Genomic DNA, 26,188 nt, shown 5'->3' with positions numbered 1-26,188 from the left:
CGCGCGTGGCGCCAAATCCGTCACCACGCGCGCGTGCCCGCAGGCACTACGCGCGCGTGTCCCCGGCCCCGCGCGTCTCGGCCACCGCGAGTCCCGCCACCGCGGCCAGCATCAGGAGCGTGCCCGCCACCATGGCCACCGTCAGTTCCTCACCGAGCAGCAGCACCGCGAGCACGGCCGCGCTCACCGGCTCCAGGAGCATGACCACGGACACCGTGGCGGACCGCACGGCGGCGGCCCCGGCGAAGTACAGGGCGTAGGCGAGCGCGGTCGGCACGGCGGCGACGTACACCAACAGCCCGACGACGACGCCGGGTTGGGCGGTCTGCGGCAACAGCCCCTCCACGGCGCCGAACGGCAGCAGGCACAGCGACGCGACGGCGAAGGTCCAGGTGGTGGTGGCGTAGGAGTCACCGCCTCCGCCGTCCCGCCCCCACCAGCGGGTGAGCAGCGTCATGACGGCGTACCCGGCGGCGGAGACCACCGACAGGAGCACACCGGCCGGACGTACCGTCGCCCCGCCGTCACCGAGTACGAGCACCGCGAGCCCGGCCAGGGCGCCCACGACCGCCGCCACACCGCCGCGCCCCAGGCGCTCGCCCAGGGTCAACCGCGCCCCGAGAGCGATGAGTACGGGCCCCGCGCCGAGCGTCACGACGGTACCGACGGCGAGCCCGGTCGCCTCGACTGCCGCGAAGTACGCGGTCTGGAAGAGGGCCAGTGCCGCCCCGAGCACGGCGATCCGCACGGGCCGCATCCGCCCGCGGCCGCGCCGGCCACGGCGCAGCACCGCGCCCGCGAGCAGCAGCGCGAGCCCGCCCGCGCACCGCCAGAACGAGAGCGAGAGCGGCCCGAGGTCGCTGACCCGGAAGACCAGCGAGGCGGCGGCCCCCGCGGTGCCCCAGGCGGCGCCCGCGACGATCAGATAGAGCAGCCCGCGGCCGACGGACAGCGCGCGAGCGGCAGTTGCCCCGGCGCCAGCTACATCCCGGCCGGCGGACGTCGGCGTAGACCCAAACGCAGACTCAGACTCAGCCGCAGGCGCAGAGGCAGGCGCAGAGGCAACAGAACGGGACTCAGAAGAGGCGGCGGCCCCGGAAGGAGAATCAGAACTGGAAGAACAGGAGGAAACGGCATTCGACACGTGACTTCTCCGCGGAAGACAGAACAGCAGGACTGTCGTCTGCGGGCAGCCGTCGTCGCCCCGGCGCACGGCCGGGTGGAATCCTCTGCGTGAGAGCCGCCCGCGTTACGCGGCAGGCGGCGGAAGCACGAGTGCGTTCGAGTGCATGATCGGGACCTTATGCCGAGGTCCGCGAGGCCGACAACTGGCTTTCCCGGTCCGGCATCCCGCCCGCCACGGTCCCCGCTCCGGGCTTGGAGGGCGTGGAGCTCTGCGCGATGAACGCGCCCACGAGCACCATCGCGCCGCCGACGATCTGCGGTGCCGAGAGATGCTCGCCCAGCATGATCCAGGCGAACACCGTGGCCACGACCGCCTCCAGGCAGGAGACGACCCCGGCCACCTGCGGCGAGAGCCTGCGCACGGCGAGGACTCCGGTGCCGTACGCGAGGACCGTCGCGATCAGCACGATCCAGCCGAGCAGCAGCAGTCCGGGCACGGACGTTCCGTCCATGTCGGCCCGGCCGGTGAGGACCGACCAGTCCATGGTCCAGGGCCTGGCCACGACGGTGAGGACGGCGGCGCCGATGAGCAGTCCGTAGGCGATGACGCCGAGGGGGTTCGGAGCCTTCTCGCCGGCGTCGCTTCCGTGGTCGCCGAGGATGAAGTAACCGGCCTGGCAGACCGCCGCCCCCAGGCCGAGCAGCACCCCGATCACGTCGAAGCGCATCCCGGCCCACACCTCGACGACACAGGCGAGCCCGCCGACGGCGAGGACCACACCGATCGCGGCGGCGCGGGTCACAGGGCGGCGCTGTACGAAGCGGATCCAGCCGAGTACGAGGGCGGGTCCGAGGTACTCGATGAGCAGGGCGACCCCGACGGGGATACGGGAGATCGCCACGAAGTAGCAGGTCTGCACGCCCGCGACGGCCAGGAGACCGAACCCGGCGAGCAGTGCGGGCCGGTTCACCACGAGCGCCCGGTGACGCCAGGCGAACGGCAGCATGATCAGGGCGGCGCCGGCGATCCTCAGCCAAACGACATGCAGCGGGTCGAGACCCGCCTCGATCAGCGGTTTGGCCGCGACTCCCGAACCGCCGAACGCGAACGCCGAGACGAGAGCGAGCCCGAGGCCGACTCCGCGGCCCGTGCTCCCCCCGCTCTCCTTGATCCCCTGAGACGTAGACACCGGCACATCATGACAGCCTCAGTAATGAGCGTCACCACCCATACCCCTGACATCTCAGTGCGCGAGACGGCGCGAGATACATGGGTCCGCAGCCGCGAGATACATGGGTCCGCAGCGCTGTCCCCAGCGAGTATTCGCGGGTCCGGTCCAAGGAGTCGGCCTCGGGCATCCGCGGGTTCCGGTCCAAGGAGTCGGCCTCGGGCGTTCGTGGGTTCCGGTCCGAGAAGTCGGCCTCGGGCGCCCCGCGCCTCAGCCCTGTGGACCCTGCTCGATCCGCAGGGCGAGCGCCTCCGGATCGACTCCCGCGCGGCACAGCACGTCGACCGCCCTGCACTCGGAGTCGCGGGCGAGGGCCGCCAACAGGTCGATACCCGCGGCCCGTTGTTCACCGCGCCGCACGGCCCGCTCCAGGGCCGCCTCCATCGCGGTGGCCGCGGCCGGCGACCACCCCGCGGCCTCCCGCACCACGGGCACGGCACCGGAATCCTCCACCGTGCCCTGCCATTGCAGGCCATATCCGATCGTTCGCTGGACGAGATAGCCGAGGAGCCGGGCGACTTGGTCGCCGCCACGGAAGACTTCGCGTACCGCCGGATCGGACTCCAGGAGGGAATGCAGCAGATGCGCGGTGTCGATCTGCCCGTCACCGTCCCGCACGGCCCGCCTGCGCGCACCGGCGACCACCGACGTCAGCTCGTCGCTGAGCCGGTCGTCCGTGTCTGCGCTGGTGGGGCCGGGCTGAGCGGCCGGGGTGGGGCTATGCACAACCCCCACCTCATCAGCCACGTACGGCCGAAGCATCCCCGGCGGGGAGCATTTGTGCGTCCGACACAGGTTGGGGATGCATGTACGGGTTCTCCTCCTTACGGATGAGATCCAACCGTTCTTCCCCGAGGGGCGCGCGCCGCCTTGCTTCGCTCCCCTTACGCAACCGCCGACCGCCCGGCGCTCGTCCCTTCCGGCACCCGGGCAACTGCCCTCTTCCCAACGAAGGACCCTTCGATGCCCTCCGGCCCGCACGGCACCACCCGCACCGCGGCGGCGCGCGCCCGGCAGGCGGAGGAGTGCGGCTGCTGGCTGGTGTCGTTACCCGCGGTCGACGGCAAGCAGTACGTCTACCGCGTGTACGCACCACCGGACGCGCTGCTCGCGGATCTGTTCTGGGAGGCGTGGCACTGCCACGACGAAGGCCCCTTCCCGCGCGCATCGGATCTGTTCGACGCCGCGGTCATACGCCACATCGGCAGTCTCGCGCAGGCGTGAACGGCACTCTCGCGAACCCTCGCGCACGCCCGCACCAGCCCGCTCCACTGCCGCCGGCCCCCGCCGCCGCACGTCCGTCACGGGCTTCACCATTCCTGACGGCCCGTCAGTCTTGTAAGTTCCGGGCCCCGCCGCTACGTTCCGCGACACCCCAGCTGCGTCCGCCGCAGCGCCCGACGAGAGAGGTGGTCGCACATGGCCGAAGTCACCGCCGAAGCGCGGATCGAGGCGCCCGCAGAGAAGGTCTGGGCCACGCTCACGGACTTCTCCCTCTATGGCGAGTGGAGCACGACCCACACCGGGTTCCCTAAGGGAGCCCCGACCTCGCTCGAAAAGGGCGGCACCTTCGAGGAGAACATGAAGCTCATGGGCTTCCCGGCGGAAGTCACCTGGACCGTAGAGGAGTTGGAGACCGGCAGCACGCTCGCCATCAGGGGCAAGGGCCCGATGGGTGTGAACGTCGGCACGCGCTACTCACTCGTACCCGACGGCGCGGCCACGACGGTCCGTATCGACGGCGAGTTCACGGGCGCAGCCGTCTCCCTGATGGCGGGCAAGCTCAAGGACTCCGCGACCGCCGCGCTCAACGAGTCGCTGCGCAAGCTGAACGCCCTCGCGGTCTGACCGCTCCGCACTCGGCCCCTGGCGCGCCGACAACGGCACCTCCCCCGCTTCGGCAAGCCAAAGGCGGCGCTCCCCGCACCATGCGGGGAACGCCGCCCTGTTCACCTGATCGCGCCGCCGCTCAGTCCTCATCGGCCAGGATGAGATACAGCTTCTTGCGGGCGTCGTTGACGACCGTGAGCGCCTTCTGCCGCTGCTCGGTCGAGCCGGTCTTCCAGACCTGCCCGAAGGCCTCCATCAGACCGAAGCCGGCCTGCCGGATCTCGTTGACCGTCTCCCAGTCGACGCCGCGGCCCGCATCCTCCCAAGGAGCGTCGGGACCTTCGTCGGCCGCGCTGCGGCCGGCCTCGGTGAGCGAGAAGAGCTTCTTGCCGCCCTCGCTCTCGCTGGTGATCAGGCCCTCGTCCTCGAGCAGCTGCAGCGTCGGGTAGACCGACCCCGGGCTGGGCTTCCACGCCCCGCCGCTGCGCTCGGCGATCTCCTGGATCATTTCGTAGCCGTGCATCGGACGGTCCTTCAGGAGCGCCAGGATCGACGCGCGCACATCACCGCGCCGCGCCCTGCCCCGACCGCCGCCGCGACCGCGGCCACCCCAGGGGCCACCGGGTCCACCGGGGCCGCCGAAGCCGGGCCCGAAGGGGCCGAAGGCCGCACGCCGGCCCTCGAACTCGCCCCAGCCGCCGCGGCCTCGACCGCGCTCGCCGGGTCCGAAGGGGCCGTGACCCCGTCCGTGCTCATGCTCATGTCCGTGTCCGTGGGAACGCATGACAATCACTTCCTTTTCGTTGCTGATCGTCGCCGATCACAGTGATCGGCATTGCTCGCGAGCTCTCATGATCCATCACGTATCGCTCGCGATGCCTCAACGATATATCGGAACTGTTCGGATGACAACCCCGCCCGCAGCTACGCGAGCCCTGAGCCCCGAGCTCCCCACCGTCACGCCACGCGCCCCAAAGAGGGCCAGATTCCCGGAATTGGCCTTGGCCTGCACAAACACCGAGGCCGTAGCGTCGATGTCATGAAGATTCGGATCGTCGACGCCTTCACCGACCGCCCCTTCACCGGCAACCCGGCCGGCGTGCTCCTCCTGGACTCGTTCCCCTCGGACGACTGGCTCCAGGACGTGGCCCGGGAGGTGAACCATCCGGAGACCGCCTTCGCGCACCCGCTGCCGCCGGGCGGTGAGGCCGAGTGGGCGCTGCGCTGGTTCACTCCCGCGACCGAGGTCGACATGTGCGGCCACGCCACTCTGGCCACCGCACACGTGCTGCGCTCCACCGGCGCCGCCAAGGGCCCCGTCCGCTTCGCCACCCGCTCAGGTGTCCTCACCGCCACCGCCCACGACGACGGCACCCTCACCCTCGACTTCCCCACCGCGCAGCTCACCGAAGTGCCCCTGCCCGCCGGGGTCTCCGAAGCTCTCGGCACCGAACCGCTGGCGGCGTACGACACCGGCCCCCTCGTCGGCGACCTGCTGCTCGAACTCGCCGACGAGCAGGTCGTACGCGCCCTCACCCCCGACCACAAGGCGCTCGTCGCCCACTCCAAGCGCGGCATCATCGCGACCGCACGCGCCGATGACCCCGCCCGCGGCTACGACTACCTCTCGCGCTGCTTCTTCCCGCGCGTGGGCATCGACGAGGACTCGGTCACCGGCAGCGCCCACACCGCTCTGGCCCCGTTCTGGTCGCCGCGCCTGGGCCGCGAGGAGCTGACCGGTCTGCAGGCATCGCCGCGCTCCGGCCTGGTGCGCACCGCGCTACGAGGCGAGCGCACCCTGCTCACCGGCCTGGCGGTCACCGTCATCGAGGGTGAACTGCGCGCCTGAAGCCGCCACTTGGGCCCGCCTCACGCCGTGGGCAGCCACCCCACCTTGCCCGCGAGCAGCGCGTATCCCACGAACGCCCCCACGTCGAGCAGTGTGTGCGCGACGACCAGCGGGCCGACCCGGCCCCAGCGCCGGTAGAGCAGCACGAAGACGACGCCCATCACCATGTTCCCGATGAAGCCGCCGATGCCCTGATAGAGGTGGTACGAGCCGCGCAGCACCGAACTCGCCGCGAGTGAGGCCGTCGGCGACCAGCCCAACTGGTCGAGGCGGCGCAGCAGATAGCCGACGACGATGACCTCTTCGAGCACCGAGTTCTGTGCCGCGGACAGGATCAGGACCGGGAACTTCCACCACACGTCGGGCAACGCCTCCGGCACCACCGTGAGGTTGAACCCGAGGGCCCTGGCCGCCAGATAGAAGGCGATCCCGGTGGAGCCGATGCCCGCCGCGATCACCGCACCGCGCCCCAGGTCCGGCCAGGGCCTGGTGCGGTCGAAGCCGATGACGCGCAGGCCGGCCCGTTCACGTACGAGCAGATGCGCGACCAGTGCGACCGGCACCAGCGCTGTGGCGATACCGAACAACTGCCAGGTGAGATCAAGCCAGGGACGTCCGGGCGCCGCCGAGGCGTTGAGAGTGGCCGCCTGATCCTTGAGACCGCCCGGTTTGGTCACCGATCCGACAAAGCTGATCAGCGCGGACACTCCGCTCGCACCGAGCGAAAGCGCCAATACGAGGAGCGTCTCGTTCCGGAGGATCCGCCTCGACGGCCGCTCCTGAAGAAAAGAACCGGCCACTGGCCCGACCTCCGCCTGCACACTTCCTCCATCTGTTCAATCCCGCCTCATCCCCATCCTCGCCCCACTAGGGTCTCGAATGCAGGTACGAAGATCGTGCGCGACAGGCCGAGGGGGACGGTACGCCACAGGAGGCGTACTCCCCCTTTTCCTTGCTTCGTCATCCGAGGAGGGGCACCACCGCCATGGGACGTCACAACTCGCCCGACCCTTATGCGCCGGACGCACAGTCGCGTCCCCGCGCACGCCGCCGCACCATCGCCATCGCGACGGTACTGGTGCTCGGTGTCGCGACGGGCACCGGTGTCGCCGCCCGCAACGGCCTGCTCTCCTTCGGCGGCTCCTGCGAGGAGGACGCGATACGCCTCGACGTGGTCGCCTCGCCCGACATGGCCCCGGTGCTGCGCGAGGAGGCGGAGCACGCCCGCGACCAGGACGTCACCTCCGACGGCCGCTGTCTCGACGTACGCGTCCAGGCACAGGAGGCGTACAAAGTCGCCGACACCCTGCGCGACGGCGGCCACCCCGACTTCGAGGTGTGGGTGCCCGACTCCGACCTGTGGGTGGACCGGGCGAGCCTCGGCGGCAATGACGTACCGCTGACCGCCGCGGGCAATATCGCCTCCTCGCCCGTGACCATGGGCATGGTGCCCTCGGCCGCCGAGTCGGTCGGCTGGCCCCAGAAGCAGTACTCCTGGGCCGAGTTGACCGCCATCGCCACCGAGGACGACAAGCTCAGGCTCGGCTCCGCCGATCCGGCCCGCAGCGCCACCGGCCTGCTCGCCCTCACGAAGATCGGCGCGTCGGCGGCGCAGGCCGACAAGCCCGGCAGCGACACCCAGGTCGCCGCCACCGCGAAGGTGCTCGCCCAGCGGACCTCGGACAGCGACGCCCAGGCCCTGGAGACCGTGGCCCGCGACGACTCCGGCACCGAGCAGGGCAACCCGCGGCGCAACCAGGCGCTGATCGTGTCCGAGCAGGCCGCGTTCACGCACAACGCGTCGGCGAGCGAGGAGGGCCAGCTCGAACTCTTCTACCCCGAGGACGGCGCCCCCCAGCTGGACTACCCGTTCACGCTCGTCGACGAGCCGCAGCTCAGCACCGACGAGAGCCGGGCCGCGCTGCGGTTCATGACCCTGCTCAGCGAGGACAAGGGCCGCGGCATCCTGGAGAAGCACGGCTTCCGCTCGGGCGCGGGCGACCCGTCCGACCAGCTGGTCGCCGCCGCGGGCGGGCGCGCCCCGCAGCCGTTCGCCGATGCCACGGCGGAGCCGCCGGCGCCGAAGGAAGTACAGTCGACGCTCGGCCTGTGGACGATCACGGTGCAGAGCGCGCGCCTGACCACCGTGGTCGATGTCTCCAACTCCATGGGCGAGTTGGTGCCGAGCCGCGGCGAATCGCGCCTCGAGGTCACCAAGGCCTCCCTCATCCAGGCACTCGACCAGTTCACGCCGGAGGACGAGATCGGTGTCTGGGAGTTCTCCACGCTCCTGGACGGCGAGAACGACTACAAGAAGCTGGTGCCCACCCAGCGCCTGGGTGACCGGGCGGGCAAGGGCTCCACCCAGCGCGAACGCCTCACCGACGCCTACAGCGGCCTGCAGCCCAAGCCCGGCTACACAGGCCTGTACGACACCGCGCTCGCCGCTTACAAAGACGCCCAGAAGACCTATGTGAAGGGCAAGTTCAACGCCCTGGTGATCCTCACCGACGGCGCCAACCAGGACCCGGGCTCCATCACCCGCAGCGCTCTGGTGGGCGAACTCAAGCGCCTCACCGACCCCAAGCGGCCCGTTCCCCTCATCGCCATCGCGGTCGGCCCGGACGCCAACAAGGACGAGGTCAAGGAGATCGCCGCGGCGACCGGCGGCTCGGGCCACCAGATCGACGACCCGGCCCAGATGCAGGAGGTCATCCTCAAGGCGATCATCGCCGCGGGCGGCAACTGAGCCCGCTCCCCCGCGCCGTCGGCCCGCCACGGGCCACGCCCGCCACGCCCCGGACCGCACCCGCGCCGGTCGACGCCGCCGAACGCCGACCGACACCGCGGTACGGGGCGCGGACCGCCTCCGCACCCCGCACCGGTCACCTCACGCCGACGGCGACCCCGCTCCGACCGCGGGCTCACACCGACCGCGGACTCACGCCGACGGCACCACGGGCCGCGGCACGATGCCCACCGGCCAGGTGTGCACCGGCTCCCCGGCGTGCATCAGCTCGCTGTAGCGGCTCGTGGTGGCGGCAAGGGCCTCCTCCCGGCCGAGGCCGTCCCCCAGTGCCCGGTGGTACGTCGCCGCCTGCCAGGACGCCCCGTTGACCCGCCGTCTGCACCGCTCCTCGATCACCCCGAGGTAGAAGTCACGGTCGGCGGACTCCACGCCCCACGCGTCAAGGCCCGCGGCGGCCAGGGGCAGCAGTTCCTCGCGTACGAGATCGACGGCAGGCCGCACCGAGGTGCCGCCGAACCGGCCAGGACGCGGCCATTCCAGCTCGGCCTCGATGCCGTACCGGCAGGCCGCGTCGAAGTTCGCCGCCGCAGCCGTGAAGGGCAGCCGGGCCCACACCGGCCGGCTCTCCTCGGCCAGGGCCCGCACCACGCCGTAGTAGAACGCCGCGTTCGCGATGACATCGGTGACCGTGGGCCCCGCGGGCAGTACCCGGTTCTCCACCCGCAGATGCGGTACGCCGTTGGCGATGCCGTACACCGGCCGGTTCCAGCGGTAGACGGTGCCGTTGTGCAGGACCAGCTCCGCCAGCTGCGGCACCCCGCCCTCGTCGAGCACCCGCAGCGCGTCCTCGTCGTCACAGATCGGCAGCAGCGGCGGGAAGTAGCGCAGGTTCTCCTCGAAGAGGTCGTACGCCGATGAGATCCACCGCTCCCCGAACCAGGTGCGGGGCCTGACCCCCTGGGCCTGCAGCTCCGGCGGGCGGGTGTCGGTGGACTGCAGGAACAGCGGCGGCCTGGACTCGCGCCACAGCTCGTGCCCGAACAGGAAGGGCGCGTTGGCGCCCACGGCTATCTGCGCCGCCGCCACCGCCTGCGCCGCGTTCCACACGTCGGCGAACCGGCCCGGGGTGACCTGGAGATGCAGCTGCACAGAGGTGCAGGCCGCCTCGGGCGCTATCGAGGCCGAGCTGCACACGAGGCGCTCCACACCCTGGATATCGAGGCAGAAGTCCTCGCCGCGGGCCGCCATGATCTGGTCGTTCAGGAGCATATAGCGGTCGACGTCGGAGAGATTCGCGGAGACCAGGTCGTCCTGCCCGAGCGTGGGCAGAATGCCGATCATCACGATCCCGGCGGCGACTTCATTGGCCTTGCGATGGGCATATGCGAGACCGGTGCGCAGTTCCTCGTCGAGCTGATCGAAAACCCGCCCGCGAAGCCGGTGCGGGGCAATATTCACTTCCAGATTGAACATTGCGAGTTCGGTCTGGAAATCACGGCTCGAGATACGCTGTAGAACCTCCGCATTCAACATCCTCGGCAGCCCGTCGGGCCCCACGAGATTCAGCTCTATCTCCATGCCCATCAGATTCTGCGGACGGTCGAACCGCTTCTCCTCGAGAAGCCTCCGAAGTCCCGCAAGACACTGCTGCAACTTCCGCCGGTAGCGTTGCCGGTCGGACAGGTCGAACGCTCCGGCTGCGACCTTCTCCCCCATCGAAGTGTCCCTCCTCGATTGGGCAGCCCACCGTTCCTGCCGCTGCGTCACGGAGGATGATGCCCAGGCAATGTGATCGATAACGCCCCGCACATGCCCGGCGCCCACTACGCTCAACCCTGGTGGCTCCGGGCACATTCACGGGGCAAGCGGCTAATCGCAGATGCGCCGTGACCACATCTGGTGAAAAACGCCGACGAGAACCGGCCGACCGCTTGACGCACAGCGGTCGAGGTCACGCAGCCGACGCGACGGAGAATCGGGATAAACCCCGCAATGAGCCGTCCGAATAGCGCCTTGTCAGCGATATGCGGGGCGGCTAGACGAAACACTGCCTGAACACACGTCGTATAAACTCCGCGAACGAGGCAGAGAGTTGGCGACCCGTACTCGGGCCCCCCGCCCCTCTGGCCCCGAGAGCTGACAGCGTCGTCCGCATCTGCCCCCGTGCCACCCCCGTGTCACCCCAGCCTGTCGAATGAGAGGCGACCCACCATGCCGCTGCATGTCCCCCCGGCTCCCGCGCCGGCCCTGCGCAGCGTCCTCGCGGCACTCGGTTCCCCCACTGCCGTACGTGAGGCCCGCACCCCGTCCCTGCGCAACGCCCAGGGACCGGCAAGTCCCGAACTCCCGCTTCCGGTACACGTCCTCGACCGTGTCACCGCACGCGGCGGCCCGCCGCGCACCCGCCTCGCCGGCTGGCGCTTCCTGATCCGGTGCGGCGACCGCGCGGTGGCCGCGGGCGACACCAGGCTCACTCCGGACGGCTGGGCGTTCTCGCACTTCTTCGAGGGCCCGTACATCACCGCCACCGAGCGCGCCCTGCGCCAGGCGGAGAAGATGCCCTCGTCCTATCAGCCGCGTCTGCTCTCCGTACCCGAGCTGTACATGCTCACCCTGTGGCTGCATGACGACGTGGACGCCGACGGCGCCTCGGGCAGCCCCAAGGCCACCGACATCCTCGTGCCGCTCGCCCCCGCCCCACCGGGGATCGCCGCCCATCTGCCGCACCAGGTCGCCGAACTTCTGCCGGTCCTGACGCACCGTCTGGCACCCGTGCCCCTGCTCGGCTCACCCGCCTGAGCCCGCACCTCCCGTGCCCCGCAGCCCGCACCGGCCGCGGGGCACAGTGCTGTCCCACCCGCACCGCCGACGGTGAATGCCCATCCGGACTAGCCCCATCCGGCCACCCCTAACCACCCGAAGGGGCAGAGCAGTTGGACTGAACCGTCCGCACGGGTGACGCGTCATACTCCGGTGAGGAGCGCTGCCGCTAAATCCCTGCGGAATCACGTCCGTAGGGCAACACTTAGACCGGACCGACACACAAACGGGGGGCGGCATGAACACCGCATCGAGCCGCAGGACACAGATCTCAACCACGACGCAGCGAAAGAACTCTTCCATGTGCCAGCACCAGCCACCTTGCCCGACAGCCGACTCAGCCGACCGGGAGGCAGCCCTTCTCGTGGCGCACCACCCGGAGCAGGGCTGGAGCCTGCTGTGCAACGGCGTCCTTGTCTTCGAGGACACCGGTGAGCTGCTGCCGGACGGGCAGATCATCGCCCCGCACCGGCCACTGGGTACCGACGAGGTGGTGCGCGCCGCCTAGCAGCGGCGCTTCGAACACAAAGGGCCGGCCCGGAGTGAGATCTCCGAACCGGCCCTCATTTGTGCCCTGAAGCTAGCAGCTCAGCCGCTCAGCCGCCCGGACACATCACACGCTCAGCCTTCGTACGCGTCGATCGGCGGGCAGGAGCACACCAGATTGCGGTCGCCGTAGGCCTGGTCGATCCGGCGCACCGGCGGCCAGTACTTGTCGGCCGCGACCACACCGTCCGGGAAGACGGCCTCCTGGCGGTCGTAGGGATGCTCCCAGTCACCGGCGAGCACGCCCGCGGTGTGCGGGGCGTTGCGCAGCGGATTGTCGTCCGCGGGCCACTCGCCCGAACCGACCTTCTCGATTTCCGCCCGGATGGCGATCATCGCGGCGCAGAAACGGTCGAGTTCCGCCAGATCCTCGCTCTCGGTCGGCTCGATCATCAGCGTGCCGGCCACCGGGAAGGACATGGTCGGCGCGTGGAAGCCGTAGTCGATGAGGCGCTTGGCGATGTCGTCCACCGTGACACCCGTCGCCTTCGTCAGCGGCCTGAGGTCGATGATGCACTCGTGCGCCACGAGCCCGCCGGGTCCCGTGTACAGCACTTCGTAGTGCGGTTCGAGCCGCTTGGCGATGTAGTTGGCGCCGAGCACCGCGACCTGCGTGGCGCGCTTGAGGCCCTCGCCGCCCATGAGCCGGACGTACGACCACGAGATCGGCAGGATCCCGGCCGAGCCCCAGGGGGCCGCCGAGATCGGGCCGACCCCGGTCTCCGGGCCCGCGGCGGGCTGCATCGGGTGGTTGGGCAGATACGGCGCCAGGTGCGCACGCACACCGACGGGACCGACACCGGGACCGCCGCCGCCGTGCGGGATGCAGAAGGTCTTGTGCAGATTCAGATGCGATACGTCGCCGCCGAACCGGCCCGGCTTGGCAAGCCCCACAAGCGCGTTGAGGTTCGCGCCGTCGACGTACACCTGGCCGCCCGCGTCGTGCACCTGAGCGCAGATGTCGGCGACGTGCTCCTCGAAGACACCGTGCGTCGACGGGTACGTGATCATGAGCACGGCCAGCTCGTCGCGGTGCTTCTCGATCTTGGCGCGCAGGTCCTCGACGTCGATCTCGCCGTCGTCCGCGGTCTTGACGACCACGACCTTCATCCCGGCCATCACGGCGCTCGCGGCGTTGGTGCCGTGCGCGGAGGACGGGATGAGGCAGATGGTTCGCTGCTCGTCGCCGTTGGCCCGGTGGTAGCCGCGCACCGCGAGGAGACCGGCGAGCTCGCCCTGTGAACCGGCGTTGGGCTGCAGCGACACCTTGTCGTACCCGGTGACCTCGGCGAGCCGCTCCTCCAGCTCACGGATCAGCGTCAGATAGCCCTGCGCCTGCTCGGCGGGCGCGAAGGGGTGGAGGGCACCGAACTCGGGCCAGGTGACGGCCTCCATCTCGGTGGTGGCATTGAGCTTCATCGTGCAGGAGCCCAGCGGGATCATGCCGCGGTCGAGCGCGTAGTCCCGGTCCGACAGCTTGCGCAGATAACGCAGCATCGCCGTCTCGGAGCGGTACTGGTGAAAGACCGGATGCGTCAGATACGCGTCGCCGCGCAGCAGCCCGCCGGGCAGCGTCTCGGCGGCGGTCACGTCCAGCGCCTCGATGTCGGCCTCGACACCGAAGGCCGCCCAGACCGCGGCCAGCTGGGCCCGCGCGGTGGTCTCGTCACAGGCGATCGCCACCCGGTCGGTGTCCACGAGGCGCAGATTCACGCCACCCTCACGGGCGGCGGCCACCACATCGGCGGCCTTGCCGGGCACCCGCACCGTCAGCGTGTCGAAGTAGGCGCCGTGCACGACCTCGACACCGCCGGCCTCCAGGCCCGCCGCCAGGATCGTGGCGTAGCGGTGGGTGCGCCGGGCGATGTCCTTCAGCCCCTGCGGCCCGTGGTACACGGCGTACATCCCGGCCATGACGGCAAGGAGTACCTGCGCGGTACAGATGTTGCTCGTCGCCTTCTCACGGCGGATGTGCTGCTCACGGGTCTGCAGCGCGAGGCGGTACGCCTGGTTCCCGTCCGCGTCGACCGAGACGCCGACGAGCCTTCCCGGCAGGCTGCGTGCGAACTTCTCGCGCACCGCCATGTATCCGGCGTGCGGCCCGCCGAAGCCCATCGGCACACCGAAGCGCTGCGTCGTACCCACCGCGATGTCCGCGCCAAGGTCGCCGGGCGAGGTCAGCAGCGTGAGCGCGAGCAGATCGGCAGAAACCGTGACGATCGCACCGAGTTCGTGCGCCTGCTCGATCACCGGCTTCAGATCACGTACGGCACCGGAGGCGCCCGGGTACTGAAGCAGCACACCGAAGACACCGCGCTCGGCGACGTCGGCCGGAATGCCCTGCGACAGATCGGCGACGACGACCTCGACGCCGGTCGGCTCGGCCCGCGTCTCGATCACGGCGATGGTCTGCGGCAGCGCGTCCGCGTCGATCAGGAACACACCGTCCTTGACCTTGCCGACCCGCCGGGACAGCGCCATGGCCTCGGCGGCCGCGGTGCCCTCGTCGAGCAGCGAGGCGCCGGAAGTGGGCAGTCCGGTCAGATCGGCCACAACGGTCTGGAAGTTGAGCAGCGCCTCCAGACGCCCCTGCGAGATCTCCGGCTGGTACGGGGTGTACGCGGTGTACCAGGCCGGGTTCTCCATGACGTTGCGCAGGATCACCGGCGGCGTGAAGGTGCCGTAGTAGCCGAGGCCGATCATCGGCGCGAGCACCTCGTTGCGGTCCGCCAACGAGCGCAGTTCGGCGAGGACTTCGGCCTCGGTGCGCTCCGCGGGCAGATCCAGTGCCTCGGCGCTCTTGATCACATCGGGCACCGCGGCCGCGGTGAGCTCATCGAGCGAGCCGTATCCGACCTGGGCCAGCATCTTGGCCCGGGCTTCGGCGTCGGGCCCGATGTGACGCTGCTCGAAGGGGATGCCACGCTCCAGCTGAGAGAGCGGAATGCGAGGGGCAGTCATTGCGGAGGCCTCCTGGTCGATACGACCTGCGAGGGGTACCACGGCGCGGGTACCCGGACGGCCTCCCCCTCTGTCATCTCAACCTGAGAGTTTCACCGGCACGCCCGCTCACTGGCGTCCCGGCTTTCACCGTCGGTGAGAGCGGGAGCCGTCGACGCCCGCCCTGCTTTCCAGAGTGACCTCGTCCGTGCGGTACAGGTGCCTGAGAGATTCCGGGGAGGATTTGCTCCTTCGGCGCCTCCGGACGTCAGCTTTGTCGACCGGAGAGCTCTCCCGCACGGGGTCAGCAGCCGCCTGCCAGCCTACCAGCGCATACCCCTGAGGAAGCCTGGAGAGCTGCCCGAGTAGGCCTCGAGTGGCCACCATCCGGATTGTGCTCTTTCGTAGTGATTACAGATGTGTTGCCGCAGTGACTGCGGATGTGTTGCGAGCTTCTGGAGGGACCGTGCAGACCGATGTGGACCCGCGAAGCCTGATCGGCCGCAAGGCGTTCGACAGCAAGGGCAACAAGCTCGGCACGGTGGACGAGGTCTATCTCGACGACGCCACAGGAGCCCCGGAGTGGGCGGCGATACGCACCGGCCTGTTCAGCCGGGACGCCTTCGTGCCCCTGGAGCCCAGCGAACTGGTCGACGGCACCCTCCGAGTCCCCTTCGAGCGCTCCCTGATCAAGGACGCCCCCGACTTCGGAGTGGGCCGCCATCTCTCCCCCGAGCAGGAACTGCAGCTCTACCACCACTACGGAATCGATATCGCAGCCCCCACAGACGCGCCGCCACCCGACCGCGATTTCGGCCGGATCGCAGGCAGGGACTACCCCGACGACGCCCCCTGACCCGCGTCCTCGCAGAGCAGCGGCGCCGCGGAAACCAGCGGCAAGGGCTCGGACCGCTCGAGCCGGGGATCGTCGGTTCTGAACGTACGCACCCGCCCCGGCGCCGATCCGGGCGTCTCAAACCGCACGGTGACCCGCCCCAGGCCACTGCCCTGCACCCACCCCGGGCCGTACTCGGCATGCCGCACATCGTGCCCCGCCAGCCAGCGACGCTCCGAGGCGGCCTCGGCGCCCTGCTCGGCCCCGTCCCCGCCCGACGGCTCCGCCCCGCCCTGCTCCTGCGCCGCGTCGCTCTCGGCCACGGCAGCGGCCGCCTCGGCACGCTGCGCCACCGCCGTCGCCTCAGCGGCCTCGGCGACCTGGGCCGCCTGCGCCGCCGCCTGCGCGAACAGATCCTCCTGTGTGAAGTCCGCGAGCCCCGAGACCCCCACCCCGAGCAGCCGCACACCGCCCGTGGTGTCCACGGACTCCAGCAGCCGGGCCGCGGCCTCCCGCACCACTCCCGGGTCGTCGGTGGGCCCCCGCAGCGTCTCCGACCTGGTCAGCGTCGAGAAGTCGTACCGCCTGACCTTCAGGACCACCGTCCGGCCCGAGTGCCCGCCGACCCGCAGCCGCTGCACGCACCGCTCGGCGAGCCGGTCCACCTCCAGACGGACCCGCACGCGGTCGTGGATGTCGATGTCGAAGGTGTCCTCCACCGACACCGATTTCGTGTCCCGCTCGGCCACCACGGGCCGCTCGTCGTGCGCGAGGGCCATCGCGTACAGATGCACCCCGTGCGCCTTCCCCAGCAGCCGTACGAGCTCGTCCTGCCCCGCTTCCGCGATCTCCGCGACCGTGGTGATCCCGGCGCGCCTCAGATGGTCGCCCGTCACCGGCCCGACCCCGGGCAGCGTCCGCACCGACATCGGCCCGAGCAGCTCGCGCTCCGTGCCCGGCTCGATCAGCACAAGACCATCGGGCTTGGCATCCTCCGACGCGATCTTCGCCAGCATCTTCGACGCGGCGAGCCCCACCGAGCCCGTAAGCCCGGTCACCGCGCGTATGTCCGCCCGCAGCCGCTCCCCCACCGCGCGCGCCGACCGCTCGTCCGAGGCCGCGCCGCCCGCCTCCAGGTCCACGAAGGCCTCATCCAGGCTCAGCGGCTCCACCAGCGGCGACAGCTCCCGCAGCAACGTCATGACCTGCTCGCTGATCTCGCGGTACAGGCCGAAGCGCGGCACCAGATAGGCGGCGTTCGGCGCCAGCCTGCGGGCCTGGCCCATCGGCATCGCCGAGTGCACTCCGAAGCGCCGTGCCTCATACGAAGCGGTGGCCACCACCCCACGCGGCCCGAGGCCGCCCACGACCACCGCTTTCCCGCGCAGACTGGGCTTGGCTGCCTGCTCCGCCGAGGCGAAGAAGGCATCCATGTCCAGATGCAGAATCGTGGGCGCCGATCTCACGAGACCGATGCTGCCCTACGGCACTGACAATCGGGCGCGATCAGCACTCGCCCATGCCGCGCTCCGCGCGCCCGCAGCTCACCCGGCGCGGTTGCGGCGCCGCGCGAGCTCATCGCCCGGGTGGTTGCCGACCAGCGTCTCACCGGTGTCGATCCGCTCCCCGTGCAGCTGGGACAGCGCGGCCTCCACATCCCGCCACACCACGCCCACGGCGATCCCGAAGATGCCCTGACCGCCCTGCAGCAGTTCGACGACCTCGGCGGGCGACGTGCACTCGTACACCGTCGCGCCATCGCTCATCAGCGTCATCCGCTCGAGATCCGCGAACCCGCGATCGCGCAGATGCTGCACCGTCGTGCGAATGTTCTGCAGCGAAACCCCGGTGTCGAGGAAACGCTTCACGATCTTCAGGACGACAACGTCGCGGAAGCTGTAGAGCCGCTGGCTCCCCGAGCCGTACGCCGCCCGCACACTCGGTTCCACAAGACCGGTGCGAGCCCAGTAGTCGAGCTGCCGATAGGTGATGCCGGCGGCCGCGCACGCGGTCGGGCCGCGATAGCCGACCCTGTCGGCCTGCGCTTCCCCGCCGTCCGCCGGACCGCGCTGCACAGAATGACCTGCAGTAGTGCCATGGAGCGGATACGGCCCGCTCTCCCCCAGACTCTGTCCGGGAGCTCCCCCAGCCGTACCGTCGCCGCTGCTTCTCACGCCGACCTCCGTCCTTGACCTGCCATCTCGACGGTAGGCAGTACCCATGAGCGCGTCAACGAACGCCACACTAGGCACGCCGAGTGATAATCACCCTGAGAGTGGTTTCCACCCCGCCACTGCCGGGAAAGGCTGGCCGAATGGTCCGGCCGGACAGCCCGGCCGACAGGTCACCGGACCGACAGCTCACTGGCTGTTGGTGCCGAAGTCTTCGGGCGAGATCTGGTCGAGGAACTCACGGAACTTCTCGACCTCGTCCTCCTGCTCGTCCGGGATGGCGATGCCCGCATCGTCGAGTACCCCGTCACTGCCGAAGATCGGCGTCCCGGTGCGCAGCGCAAGCGCTATGGCGTCGGAGGGGCGCGCGCTGACCTCGACCCCGCTGGCGAACACCAGCTCCGCGTAGAAGACACCTTCCCGCAGATCCGTGATCCGCACTTCCGTGAGCTCCTGCCCCACGGCCTCCAGCACGTCCTTGAACAGGTCGTGCGTCAGCGGTCTGGCAGGCGCCATCCCCTGCTGGGCGAAGGCGATAGCGGTTGCCTCCCCGGGACCGATCCAGATGGGGAGGTACCGATCGCCTCCCACTTCACGCAGGAGCACGATCGGTTGGTTGGAGGGCATTTCGACCCGGACACCGACGACGTCGAGCTCATTCACACAGCAACCCTAGGACGTGCCCGGCCGGTTTGGGTAGTCGGGCACCCTTCCGGTCAGTGCAGCCGGACTCGCAGCGCTGTCTGCACCAGCGCCGAATGCAGCCGCACCGTGAGGGTCGCGAGCTCCTTCGTACGCGCCTCCGCATGGGCCCTGGTCTGCGGATTGCGGTGCCGCCGCAGCGGTGCTACGACCTGGTCGACAAGCCCCGCCTCACGTTCGGCCGAGGCCCGCATGGCCCGCAGATGCCTCGGCTCGATCCCGAAACTTCCGAGCTGGGCGACGATTTTGGCAACTTGGACGGCCTCGATGTCGTACGCACCCTCGGCCGCCGGCGTGATCAGGCCGTACGACTCCCACTCCTCGAGATCCTCCTCACCGACCTCCGCGGCGGCAAGGAGCTCCGCGCGGCCGACCAGGGCGGCGGTGTGCGCCGCGACGTCGGAAAGTGCGTCAGGGCCGTCCTCAGGCCCCCTCTGGGGCCCCACGGACGGCAGCTGCGCCTGCTCACCGCGCGCCAGCGCGTCCAGGTGCTCCCGAATGACCTTGAGTGGCAGATAGTGATCCCGCTGCATCCGCAGCACCTGAGCGAGCCGCTCCACGTCCTCAGGGCTGAACTTCCGGTATCCGGAAGGTGTGCGCTGCGGCTCGATGAGCCCCTCGGACTCCAGGAACCGGATCTTGGAGATGGTGACCTCGGGGAACTCGTCGCGCAGCAGATTGAGCACCGTGCCGATGCTCACCAGGCGACTGTCCGCGGTGGCGGTGCCGGAATCGGCACCGCCCCTCGGTGTGTGGCGCATGGACCTTCCCTGGGGGTCCCCCCGGACGCTTCCGGGGGCGGGTCAGATGCTCCGCTGGCTCGCGTAGAAGACCAGGCGGTACTTACCGATCTGCACCTCGTCACCGTTCGACAGCGTGACCGAGTCGATCCGCTCCCGGTTGACGTATGTGCCGTTGAGGCTGCCCACGTCGGCGACGGTGAAGATGCCGTCGGCGCCGCGGCGGAACTCCACATGGCGGCGCGACACCGTCACGTCGTCGAGGAAGATGTCGCTCTGCGGATGGCGCCCGGCCGTGGTCAGCTCCCCGTCGAGGAGGAAGCGGCTGCCCGAGTTCGGGCCGCGGCGCACCACCAGGAGCGCAGAGCCGAGCGGCAGCGCGTCCACCGCAGCCTGTGCCTCCGGGGAGAGCGCGGGCGACGGGGTCTGCCCGGTGGTCTCCGAGTCATAGGCCTCGAGACCGGAGATCGAGATGGTCGACGTCGTCTCGGACGGACGCTCAGGCGTCGCCCCGGCGCGCAGCGGCGCCCCGCAGTGGGAACAGAACCGGCTGGCCTCCGCATTGCGATGCCCGCACCTGGTACAAACCGGCAAGGCCGACATGGACGGACCCTCCTGCCGCGCGGCATCGGACGCGTACGAGTCGGAGGAAAAGTCTCCACCCGTACTTGAGGTTGACGGTTCTCCGAAACCTATGCGGCCGGAAGCGGCAGGGTCAACAGAAGACGCGCCCTGACCGCCCGAAACGTCGCCGCCGTGACCGGCGACCTCATCGCGGAACAGCGGACGCTCGGCCCCCTGCTCCTCGGTCTCTCCATGCCGCGGAGCGCGGTGCCGGGCGGTGGCGTTGCCACCGTCCTCGCGTCCGCTCTTGCCGAACAACTTCGCAAACAACTTCACGGGCGATTCCCCTTGACCGAAACAGACCCGCCCGTGGGGCAGGACGAACCCTGAAAACTCACACCGTCGTACATCGGAGACACAGACATCCTCACAACGTCCGCATCCACCGGACAGTTTCCACCACGTACCGCACTTCCCGTGCGGCGACCCCCCGCAACCTCTGGCCCTTGCACGACAGCCCCCATGCGCCCCCGCCTCACTGGGAAGACGACCGAGCGTAGTCAGGACGATTCGCCCGTCGCAAGGCATCTACGACGATCTTGTCCCCGCGTGTCACCGCCACCGTGGCCTGCTCCTTCTCCAGCGTCTGCACGACACCGCCGGGGATGTTCAGCGCGGGTTCGAGGTCCTGCGGCTTGCCGATCACCTTGAACTCGAACGGCGAAGCGACCTTCCGTCCGTCCACGCGCACACCCCCTTCCGTGTCCTCGAGATAGGTGTTGGCCACCACTCGTACGTCGTTGACCTGAATCGCCTCCGCGCCGGCGGCGCGCAGCTCCTGGATCGCGTCGAGCAGCATGTCCGCCTCGACGGCACCCTTGGTGTCGGTGACGGTCAGTGTGATGCCCGGGCCCTGTGCCGCCACCGTGCCCGCGAGCACGCCCAGTTGCCGCTCCTTCTCGACCGTCTGCTTACGCGCCTCTTCGGCCTGGTCCGAGCTGTTCTCCAACTCGGTGCGCTGGTCGTCGAGACGCTGCTTCTCGTCTTCTAGACGCTGTGTGCGGTCATCCAGTTCATCGAGAATGCGAACAAGATCTTCCTGTCGCGCACCACGCAGCGCGCTGCTCTCGCTGTTGGACCGCACCTGGATGGCCAGACCGAGTCCGAGTACGAACAGCAGCAGGGCGACGATGAGTTGGGCCCGGCTCACCCTGGGCGGCCACAGGCTCTGTGCCAGCCTCTGCCGCCCGCTCAGCTGCTCGGCGGGGGCATCGGCGCTGTCCGTGCCGGCCGCGTCCTCAGGGGCCTTTTTCGGCTCCTCCGGGGGCAATTCGTTCCTCATCGGCCTCACGCCCGGAACACGTGCCGCCGGATCGCGGCAGCGTTGGAGAAGATCCGGATACCGAGCACCACGACCACACCCGTCGAGAGCTGGGCGCCGACGCCCAACTTGTCGCCCAGGAACACGATCAGCGCGGCCACCACCACGTTGGACAGGAAGGACACCACGAAGACCTTGTCGTCGAAGATGCCGTCCAGCATCGCGCGCAGGCCTCCGAACACCGCGTCAAGTGCCGCCACGACGGCGATCGGAAGATACGGCTCGACCACCGCGGGCACCTCGGGCCGGACCAACAGTCCCACCACGACTCCCACGACGAGGCCCAGTACGGCGATCACGATGTGCCCTTTCCGGCTTGCGGCTCTGCGTTACGTACGATCAGGCTCGGCGCGGCGGGCAGCCGTACATCTTCCTCGACGGAAATGTTCGTCCTGATACCGAAGTTCTCCTGCAGCGCGTGCAGGTACTGACCGTCGGCGCTGTCCTGAAACCTGGTGCTCAACTGCTGCCCGTCCCCCACCGCGAGCACTGTGTAGGGGGGCGCCAATGGCTTGTTGTCGACCAGTATGGCGTCGCCGGCCGCCCGGATCGCCGACAGCGACGTCAGCCGCTGCCCGTTGATCGCGACGGCTTCCGCGCCGGACTGCCACAGGCCGTTGATGACTTGCTGCATGTCCCGGTCCCGTACCCGGCCGGTGTCGGAGAATCCGGCGCTCTCGCGCGGTCCCCCGCCGCCCTGCTCGGTGTCCTTGGCATCGTCGACCACCAACTTCACGCCAGGGCCGTGCACCTCGGTGGCCCCGGAGAGCAGAGCGACCAACTCGCCCTGGTCGCCGCCGTGCTTCTCCAGTGCCTCGCGCTGCCGCTTGCCCACATCGTCGCGGAGCCCGTCGACATCGGACTCCAACTTGTCGGCCGCCTTGGTCTCCCGCTCGATGCGGTCGATGAGCTCCTCGCGCTCCTTGGCGACGACGGGAGCCGCTATCCGCGCCTGCGCGGCGCCCACGGTCACCACCAGCGCGGCGAGCACCAGGCCGACGGCGAGTCCGAGCTTGGCCCGCAGCGTACGGGGCAGTCCTCCGCCGCCCTGCGCCTGCTTCCGGGCCGCCGCCTCCGCGTAGCCGTCGTCAAGGCTGTGGTCCATGACGTTGGTGAGCAGCGACATCGAAGCATCCGGGCGCGCGGGCGGCTCAGGGGTGCTCCGAACGGGGGGCTGCTGCGGCATGCCGCACATCGTCGCACGTCGCGACCCCTACCTCCGAATGGCCCCACCGGCGTGCCGGGCGGGCCACCGCCCGGCACGCGGCGAGCTCAGCGCCCGGCGCTGTCCACCACAGCCGACCACTCGTCGAGCAGTGCCTGCGCGGAGGCGTCGTCGGGTCCTTCCGCCCACAAATGAGTGACGGCTTCGGCCGGATCGGGAAGCACCATCACCCACCGCCCATCCGCCTCGACGACCCGCACACCGTCGGTGGTGTCCACCGAACGGTCACCGGCAGCCTCCACCACGCGTCGCATCACGAGTCCCTTGACGGCCCACGGCGTGGCCAGGTCCCTCTTCAGCACGTGGGCGCGTGGAATCCGGGCATCGATCTGGCTGAGCGTGAGCTGCGTACGCGCGACGAGCCCGATGAGGCGTACGAACGCGGCCGTACCGTCGAAGACACTGCTGAACTCGGGAATGATGAAGCCACCCCGGCCATCACCCCCGAAGATCGTCGCGTCGTCACGGCCCACCCGGGTCAGATCGTCGGGCGACGTCGTCGTCCATTCCACCTGCGTCCCGTGATACGCCGCCACCTGCTCGGCGATACGCGTGGTCGTCACCGGAAGTGCCACCCGACCGCTGCGTCGCTCGGCCGCCACGAGGTCGAGCATCACCAGGAGGGCGCGATCGTCCTCGACGATCCGCCCCTTCTCGTCGACAAGCGACAACCGCTCACCCACAGGGTCGAACCGCACACCGAACGCCGCCCTGGCCGAAGCCACGATCTCCCCGAGCCGCATCAGACCCGAACGCCGCGCATCGCCCGTCTCCGTAGGCCGCGCCTCGTCGAGGCCCGGGTTGATCGTCAGCGCATCGACACCGAGACGCCCCAGAAGACTCGGCAGTACGAGTCCGGCGCTGCCGTTCGAGGCGTCGACCACGACCTTCAGCTCGGAGTCGGCGACCCCGGTGGTGTCCACATTCCGCAACAGGGATCCCGTGTACGAGTCGTACACACTCGCCGGGAAATGCAGATCGCCGATCTCGCCGGGGAACGCCCGTCGGTACTCCTGCCGTGCATAGACCCGGTCCAGCTTCCGCTGGCTGCCCTGCGAGAGGTCGGCGCCCCGCCCGTCGAAGAACATGATGTCGACGGAGTCCGGCACCCCCGGCGTCGTACGGATCATGATCCCGCCGGCGCTCCCTCGCGCGGTCTGCTGCCGCGCCACCGGAAGCGGCACGTTCTCCAGGTCGCGTACGTCGATGGCGCTGGCCTGCAGCGCCGAGATCACCGCACGCTTCAGCGCCCGCGCACCTCGGGAGTGGTCACGCGCGGTGGTGACCGTGGAGCCTTTCTTCAAGGTCGTGGCGTAGGCACCCGCGAGCCGCACAGCCAGCTCGGGTGTGATCTCCACATTGAGGATCCCGGACACTCCCCGGGCGCCGAAGAGATGGGCCTGACCACGGGACTCCCAGATGACCGAGGTGTTGACGAAGGCGCCGGCCTCGACCGTCTTGAACGGATAGACCCGCACGTTCCCCTGGACAATCGATTCCTCACCGACGAGACACTCGTCGCCGATGACGGCGCCGTCCTCGATCCGTGCGGCCCGCATGATGTCGGTGTTCTTGCCGACGACGCAGCCGCGCAGATTGCAGTGCTGCCCGATGTACACGTTGTCGTGCACGACGGCCTTATGCAGGAAGGCGCCGCTCTTGACGACGACATTGGAGCCCACGACGGTGTGCTCCCTGATCTCGGCATCCGCCTCGACCTTGGCGTAGTCGCCGATATAGAGAGGGCCCCGCAGCACTGCGTCCGGATGGACTTCGGCGCCTTCGGCCACCCAGACACCGGGAGAGATCTCGAAGCCGTCAAGCTCGACCTCGACCTTGCCTTCGAGCACGTCGGCCTGGGCCTTCACATAGCTCTCATGCGTCCCGACGTCCTCCCAGTACCCCTCCGCGACATAGCCGTAGACGGGCTTGCCCTCCTTCATGAGCTGAGGGAACACATCACCGGACCAGTCCACCGGAACATCCGCTTCGACGTAGTCGAAGACTTCCGGCTCCATCACGTAGATACCGGTGTTCACGGTGTCCGAGAAGACCTGGCCCCAGGTCGGCTTCTCCAGGAACCGCTCGACTTTGCCGTCCTCGTCGACGATGGTGATGCCGAATTCCAGCGGATTGGGAACCCTGGTCAGACAGACCGTGACGAGCGCGCCCTTCTCCTTGTGGAAATTGACGAGCTCGGTGAGGTCAAAGTCGGTCAGAGCGTCACCGGAGATGACGAGAAACGCATCGTCCTTGAGTGCCTCCTCGGCGTTCTTCACGCTCCCGGCAGTACCGAGTGGCTTCTCCTCATTGGCATAGGTGAGCTCCATTCCGAGCTCTTCGCCGTCCCCGAAATAGTTCCTGACCAGTGAGGCCAGGAACTGCACGGTGACAACGGTTTCGGTAAGCCCATGCCGCTTGAGCAGCCTCAGCACATGCTCCATGATCGGCCGATTGGCCACGGGTAGGAGCGGCTTGGGCATGCTCGAGGTCATGGGGCGAAGGCGTGTGCCTTCGCCTCCGGCCATCACGACGGCCTTCATGTCGGAAGCGTCCTCCTTGAAGAGACGACTGTCTTGCCGACTTAGCCTGTCCAGACAGGGCCCGCTAAAGGTCAGGTGCGGGTCATGAGCCGGTCACGGGCCGCCCTATCGGCGGGCTGAATCGGCCATGGCGTCCGCCCTGACAAGTCGGCGGACCTGAACCACGTAGAGGATCCCTGCCCACCAGTACAGCGTCGTACCCCATCCTGCGAACGCCCATCCGAAAATAGCAGCGAGTGACGCGATCCAGCCACTTCCATCGCTGAGAAGCAGCAGAGGGAAGGCATACATCAGGTTGAAGGTCGCTGCCTTCCCGAGGAAGTTCACTTGCGGCGGCGGATAGCCATGCCGGCGAAGGATGCCCACCATCACCAAGAGAAGCAGTTCTCGCGCCAACAGCAGAGCCGTCAGCCAGATCGGCAGGATCTCCCGCCACGTCAGCCCGACCAACGTGGAGAGGATGTACAAGCGGTCGGCCGCGGGATCCAGAAGCCGGCCGAGGCTGCTGATCTGATTCCACCGGCGCGCGAGCTTACCGTCGAGATAGTCGCTGACACCGCTGAGCATCAGCACGAGCAGGGCCCAGCCGTCGCTGTTGGGCCCGCCGAACACCGGCCTGAGGATCAACCACAGGAAAAGGGGCACGCCAACGAGACGGGCCATGCTGAGGATGTTCGGGATGGTGAGGACCCGGTCGGTCTGAACACGGGTCTCCTGAACCTCCACCCGGGGGCCTCCTGTGGGAACGTGCCAACGATGCCCCATGACTTTACCCTCCGTACGCGCTCGCACGTGCACAGGGGCCCCATAATGCAGGAAAGCCCCGCACCAATGGTGCGGGGCTTTCCCTCAAAAATAGTTCGGCGGCGTCCTACTCTCCCACAGGGTCCCCCCTGCAGTACCATCGGCGCTGTAAGGCTTAGCTTCCGGGTTCGGAAT

The 26,188-nt window shown here is 69.2% G+C and carries 24 protein-coding genes, 1 rRNA gene and 1 riboswitch; of the genes, 7 read left to right on the top strand and 18 right to left on the bottom strand.

Annotated features, from left to right (window positions below):
- Positions 1–46 precede the first annotated feature (46 nt).
- From ACFQVC_RS40810 to ACFQVC_RS40800, 3 genes are all read right to left on the bottom strand, one after another.
- Positions 47–952 carry a DMT family transporter gene (locus tag ACFQVC_RS40810; protein WP_381841356.1) on the bottom strand — a complete coding sequence of 302 codons (906 nt, stop codon included), beginning with the start codon at positions 950–952 and terminating at the stop codon, positions 47–49.
- A 349-nt stretch (positions 953–1,301) separates the two neighbouring features.
- Entirely contained in the window at positions 1,302–2,321 is a 1,020-nt protein-coding gene (locus tag ACFQVC_RS40805; RefSeq protein WP_381841256.1) for an EamA family transporter, read from the bottom strand.
- A 243-nt stretch (positions 2,322–2,564) separates the two neighbouring features.
- A complete protein-coding gene (locus ACFQVC_RS40800; RefSeq protein ID WP_381841253.1) occupies positions 2,565–3,116 on the bottom strand; it encodes a Clp protease N-terminal domain-containing protein in 552 nt (183 codons plus the stop codon).
- 279 nt (positions 3,117–3,395) lie between these two features.
- Here ACFQVC_RS40800 and ACFQVC_RS40795 point away from each other — a divergent pair, with 279 nt between their 5' ends.
- Positions 3,396–3,578 (top strand): hypothetical protein, encoded by a 183-nt coding sequence (locus ACFQVC_RS40795; RefSeq protein WP_381841353.1) that lies wholly within the window; start codon positions 3,396–3,398, stop codon positions 3,576–3,578.
- A gap of 195 nt (positions 3,579–3,773) precedes the next feature.
- Complete coding sequence (locus ACFQVC_RS40790; RefSeq protein ID WP_381841250.1) at positions 3,774–4,202, top strand: type II toxin-antitoxin system Rv0910 family toxin; 429 nt, start codon at positions 3,774–3,776, stop codon at positions 4,200–4,202.
- Between the two features lie 121 nt (positions 4,203–4,323).
- Here the strand turns inward: ACFQVC_RS40790 and ACFQVC_RS40785 are convergent, their stop codons facing one another.
- Positions 4,324–4,968, bottom strand: a complete 645-nt coding sequence (locus ACFQVC_RS40785; protein WP_381841247.1) for a PadR family transcriptional regulator — start codon at positions 4,966–4,968, stop codon at positions 4,324–4,326.
- A gap of 255 nt (positions 4,969–5,223) precedes the next feature.
- Between ACFQVC_RS40785 and ACFQVC_RS40780 the strand changes: the two genes are divergently transcribed.
- Entirely contained in the window at positions 5,224–6,033 is an 810-nt protein-coding gene (locus tag ACFQVC_RS40780) for a PhzF family phenazine biosynthesis protein (protein WP_381841244.1), read from the top strand.
- Between the two features lie 20 nt (positions 6,034–6,053).
- Here ACFQVC_RS40780 and ACFQVC_RS40775 read toward each other — a convergent pair whose 3' ends face one another.
- Entirely contained in the window at positions 6,054–6,854 is an 801-nt protein-coding gene (locus ACFQVC_RS40775; RefSeq protein WP_381841241.1) for a CPBP family intramembrane glutamic endopeptidase, read from the bottom strand.
- Between the two features lie 164 nt (positions 6,855–7,018).
- On the opposite strand from ACFQVC_RS40775, the gene ACFQVC_RS40770 reads away from it, so the two are divergent.
- On the top strand, positions 7,019–8,782 hold the full coding sequence (locus ACFQVC_RS40770) for a substrate-binding and VWA domain-containing protein (RefSeq protein ID WP_381841238.1): 1,764 nt from the start codon (positions 7,019–7,021) through the stop codon (positions 8,780–8,782).
- Positions 8,783–8,974: 192 nt separating this feature from the next.
- On the opposite strand, the gene ACFQVC_RS40765 is transcribed toward ACFQVC_RS40770, so the two are convergent.
- Positions 8,975–10,498, bottom strand: a complete 1,524-nt coding sequence (locus tag ACFQVC_RS40765; protein WP_381841235.1) for a glutamate-cysteine ligase family protein — start codon at positions 10,496–10,498, stop codon at positions 8,975–8,977.
- A 495-nt stretch (positions 10,499–10,993) separates the two neighbouring features.
- On the opposite strand from ACFQVC_RS40765, the gene ACFQVC_RS40760 reads away from it, so the two are divergent.
- Both ACFQVC_RS40760 and ACFQVC_RS40755 read left to right on the top strand, forming a co-directional pair.
- Positions 10,994–11,581, top strand: a complete 588-nt coding sequence (locus ACFQVC_RS40760; protein WP_381841232.1) for a hypothetical protein — start codon at positions 10,994–10,996, stop codon at positions 11,579–11,581.
- Positions 11,582–11,903: 322 nt separating this feature from the next.
- On the top strand, positions 11,904–12,110 hold the full coding sequence (locus tag ACFQVC_RS40755) for a DUF5999 family protein (protein ID WP_381841229.1): 207 nt from the start codon (positions 11,904–11,906) through the stop codon (positions 12,108–12,110).
- A gap of 113 nt (positions 12,111–12,223) precedes the next feature.
- Here the strand turns inward: ACFQVC_RS40755 and gcvP are convergent, their stop codons facing one another.
- Positions 12,224–15,109: an aminomethyl-transferring glycine dehydrogenase gene (gene gcvP, locus ACFQVC_RS40750; protein WP_381841226.1), complete on the bottom strand. Its 2,886-nt coding sequence runs from the start codon at positions 15,107–15,109 to the stop codon at positions 12,224–12,226.
- Positions 15,110–15,289: 180 nt separating this feature from the next.
- Positions 15,290–15,395: riboswitch (glycine riboswitch) on the bottom strand.
- 159 nt (positions 15,396–15,554) lie between these two features.
- Between gcvP and ACFQVC_RS40745 the strand changes: the two genes are divergently transcribed.
- Positions 15,555–15,944 (top strand): PRC-barrel domain-containing protein, encoded by a 390-nt coding sequence (locus tag ACFQVC_RS40745; protein WP_381841223.1) that lies wholly within the window; start codon positions 15,555–15,557, stop codon positions 15,942–15,944.
- Here the strand turns inward: ACFQVC_RS40745 and ACFQVC_RS40740 are convergent.
- The 11 genes from ACFQVC_RS40740 to rrf all read right to left on the bottom strand — a co-directional run.
- Positions 15,923–17,389, bottom strand: a complete 1,467-nt coding sequence (locus tag ACFQVC_RS40740) for a DNA polymerase IV (RefSeq protein ID WP_381841220.1) — start codon at positions 17,387–17,389, stop codon at positions 15,923–15,925. The two genes, ACFQVC_RS40745 and ACFQVC_RS40740, sit on opposite strands and share 22 nt — an antisense overlap.
- A gap of 78 nt (positions 17,390–17,467) precedes the next feature.
- Positions 17,468–18,097: a MerR family transcriptional regulator gene (locus ACFQVC_RS40735; RefSeq protein WP_381841218.1), complete on the bottom strand. Its 630-nt coding sequence runs from the start codon at positions 18,095–18,097 to the stop codon at positions 17,468–17,470.
- A gap of 186 nt (positions 18,098–18,283) precedes the next feature.
- Positions 18,284–18,757 (bottom strand): bifunctional nuclease family protein, encoded by a 474-nt coding sequence (locus tag ACFQVC_RS40730; RefSeq protein WP_005475662.1) that lies wholly within the window; start codon positions 18,755–18,757, stop codon positions 18,284–18,286.
- Between the two features lie 53 nt (positions 18,758–18,810).
- Positions 18,811–19,557, bottom strand: a complete 747-nt coding sequence (gene ftsR / locus ACFQVC_RS40725) for a transcriptional regulator FtsR (RefSeq protein WP_381841214.1) — start codon at positions 19,555–19,557, stop codon at positions 18,811–18,813.
- Positions 19,558–19,599: 42 nt separating this feature from the next.
- A complete protein-coding gene (locus tag ACFQVC_RS40720) occupies positions 19,600–20,553 on the bottom strand; it encodes an FHA domain-containing protein (RefSeq protein WP_381841350.1) in 954 nt (317 codons plus the stop codon).
- Between the two features lie 82 nt (positions 20,554–20,635).
- The gene (locus ACFQVC_RS40715) at positions 20,636–21,442 is read right to left on the bottom strand and encodes a DUF881 domain-containing protein (RefSeq protein WP_381841211.1); all 807 of its coding nucleotides are present in this window, start codon (positions 21,440–21,442) and stop codon (positions 20,636–20,638) included.
- A 5-nt stretch (positions 21,443–21,447) separates the two neighbouring features.
- The gene (locus tag ACFQVC_RS40710; protein ID WP_019708255.1) at positions 21,448–21,780 is read right to left on the bottom strand and encodes a small basic family protein; all 333 of its coding nucleotides are present in this window, start codon (positions 21,778–21,780) and stop codon (positions 21,448–21,450) included.
- Positions 21,777–22,676, bottom strand: coding sequence for a DUF881 domain-containing protein (locus tag ACFQVC_RS40705; protein WP_381841208.1), 900 nt, complete (start codon positions 22,674–22,676; stop codon positions 21,777–21,779). The genes ACFQVC_RS40710 and ACFQVC_RS40705 overlap by 4 nt, the downstream gene beginning before the upstream one ends.
- Positions 22,677–22,753: 77 nt before the next feature.
- On the bottom strand, positions 22,754–25,249 hold the full coding sequence (locus tag ACFQVC_RS40700; RefSeq protein ID WP_381841205.1) for a sugar phosphate nucleotidyltransferase: 2,496 nt from the start codon (positions 25,247–25,249) through the stop codon (positions 22,754–22,756).
- A gap of 105 nt (positions 25,250–25,354) precedes the next feature.
- The gene (locus ACFQVC_RS40695) at positions 25,355–25,975 is read right to left on the bottom strand and encodes a CDP-alcohol phosphatidyltransferase family protein (protein ID WP_381841202.1); all 621 of its coding nucleotides are present in this window, start codon (positions 25,973–25,975) and stop codon (positions 25,355–25,357) included.
- A 132-nt stretch (positions 25,976–26,107) separates the two neighbouring features.
- Positions 26,108–26,188: ribosomal RNA gene (gene rrf / locus ACFQVC_RS40690) — 5S ribosomal RNA — on the bottom strand; the annotation flags it as partial.

The sequence above is a fragment of the Streptomyces monticola genome (assembly GCF_042665355.1).
GTDB classification, from domain to species: domain Bacteria; phylum Actinomycetota; class Actinomycetes; order Streptomycetales; family Streptomycetaceae; genus Streptomyces; species Streptomyces monticola.
Note: the sequence above shows the minus strand (reverse complement) of the source record. Positions and strands in the feature narration are given on the sequence as shown.

What these genes read in the sequence shown, in the direction of transcription:
- ACFQVC_RS40800 (WP_381841253.1), bottom strand. Translation starts at nt 3,116, where the DNA reads ATGCTTCGGCCGTACGTGGCTGATGAGGTGGGGGTTGTGCATAGCCCC.
- ACFQVC_RS40790 (WP_381841250.1), top strand. Translation starts at nt 3,774, where the DNA reads ATGGCCGAAGTCACCGCCGAAGCGCGGATCGAGGCGCCCGCAGAGAAG.
- ACFQVC_RS40785 (WP_381841247.1), bottom strand. Translation starts at nt 4,968, where the DNA reads ATGCGTTCCCACGGACACGGACATGAGCATGAGCACGGACGGGGTCAC.
- ACFQVC_RS40780 (WP_381841244.1), top strand. Translation starts at nt 5,224, where the DNA reads ATGAAGATTCGGATCGTCGACGCCTTCACCGACCGCCCCTTCACCGGC.
- ACFQVC_RS40770 (WP_381841238.1), top strand. Translation starts at nt 7,019, where the DNA reads ATGGGACGTCACAACTCGCCCGACCCTTATGCGCCGGACGCACAGTCG.
- ACFQVC_RS40765 (WP_381841235.1), bottom strand. Translation starts at nt 10,498, where the DNA reads ATGGGGGAGAAGGTCGCAGCCGGAGCGTTCGACCTGTCCGACCGGCAA.
- ACFQVC_RS40760 (WP_381841232.1), top strand. Translation starts at nt 10,994, where the DNA reads ATGCCGCTGCATGTCCCCCCGGCTCCCGCGCCGGCCCTGCGCAGCGTC.
- ACFQVC_RS40755 (WP_381841229.1), top strand. Translation starts at nt 11,904, where the DNA reads ATGTGCCAGCACCAGCCACCTTGCCCGACAGCCGACTCAGCCGACCGG.
- gcvP (WP_381841226.1), bottom strand. Translation starts at nt 15,109, where the DNA reads ATGACTGCCCCTCGCATTCCGCTCTCTCAGCTGGAGCGTGGCATCCCC.
- ftsR (WP_381841214.1), bottom strand. Translation starts at nt 19,557, where the DNA reads ATGCGCCACACACCGAGGGGCGGTGCCGATTCCGGCACCGCCACCGCG.
- ACFQVC_RS40715 (WP_381841211.1), bottom strand. Translation starts at nt 21,442, where the DNA reads ATGAGGAACGAATTGCCCCCGGAGGAGCCGAAAAAGGCCCCTGAGGAC.
- ACFQVC_RS40705 (WP_381841208.1), bottom strand. Translation starts at nt 22,676, where the DNA reads ATGTGCGGCATGCCGCAGCAGCCCCCCGTTCGGAGCACCCCTGAGCCG.
- ACFQVC_RS40700 (WP_381841205.1), bottom strand. Translation starts at nt 25,249, where the DNA reads ATGAAGGCCGTCGTGATGGCCGGAGGCGAAGGCACACGCCTTCGCCCC.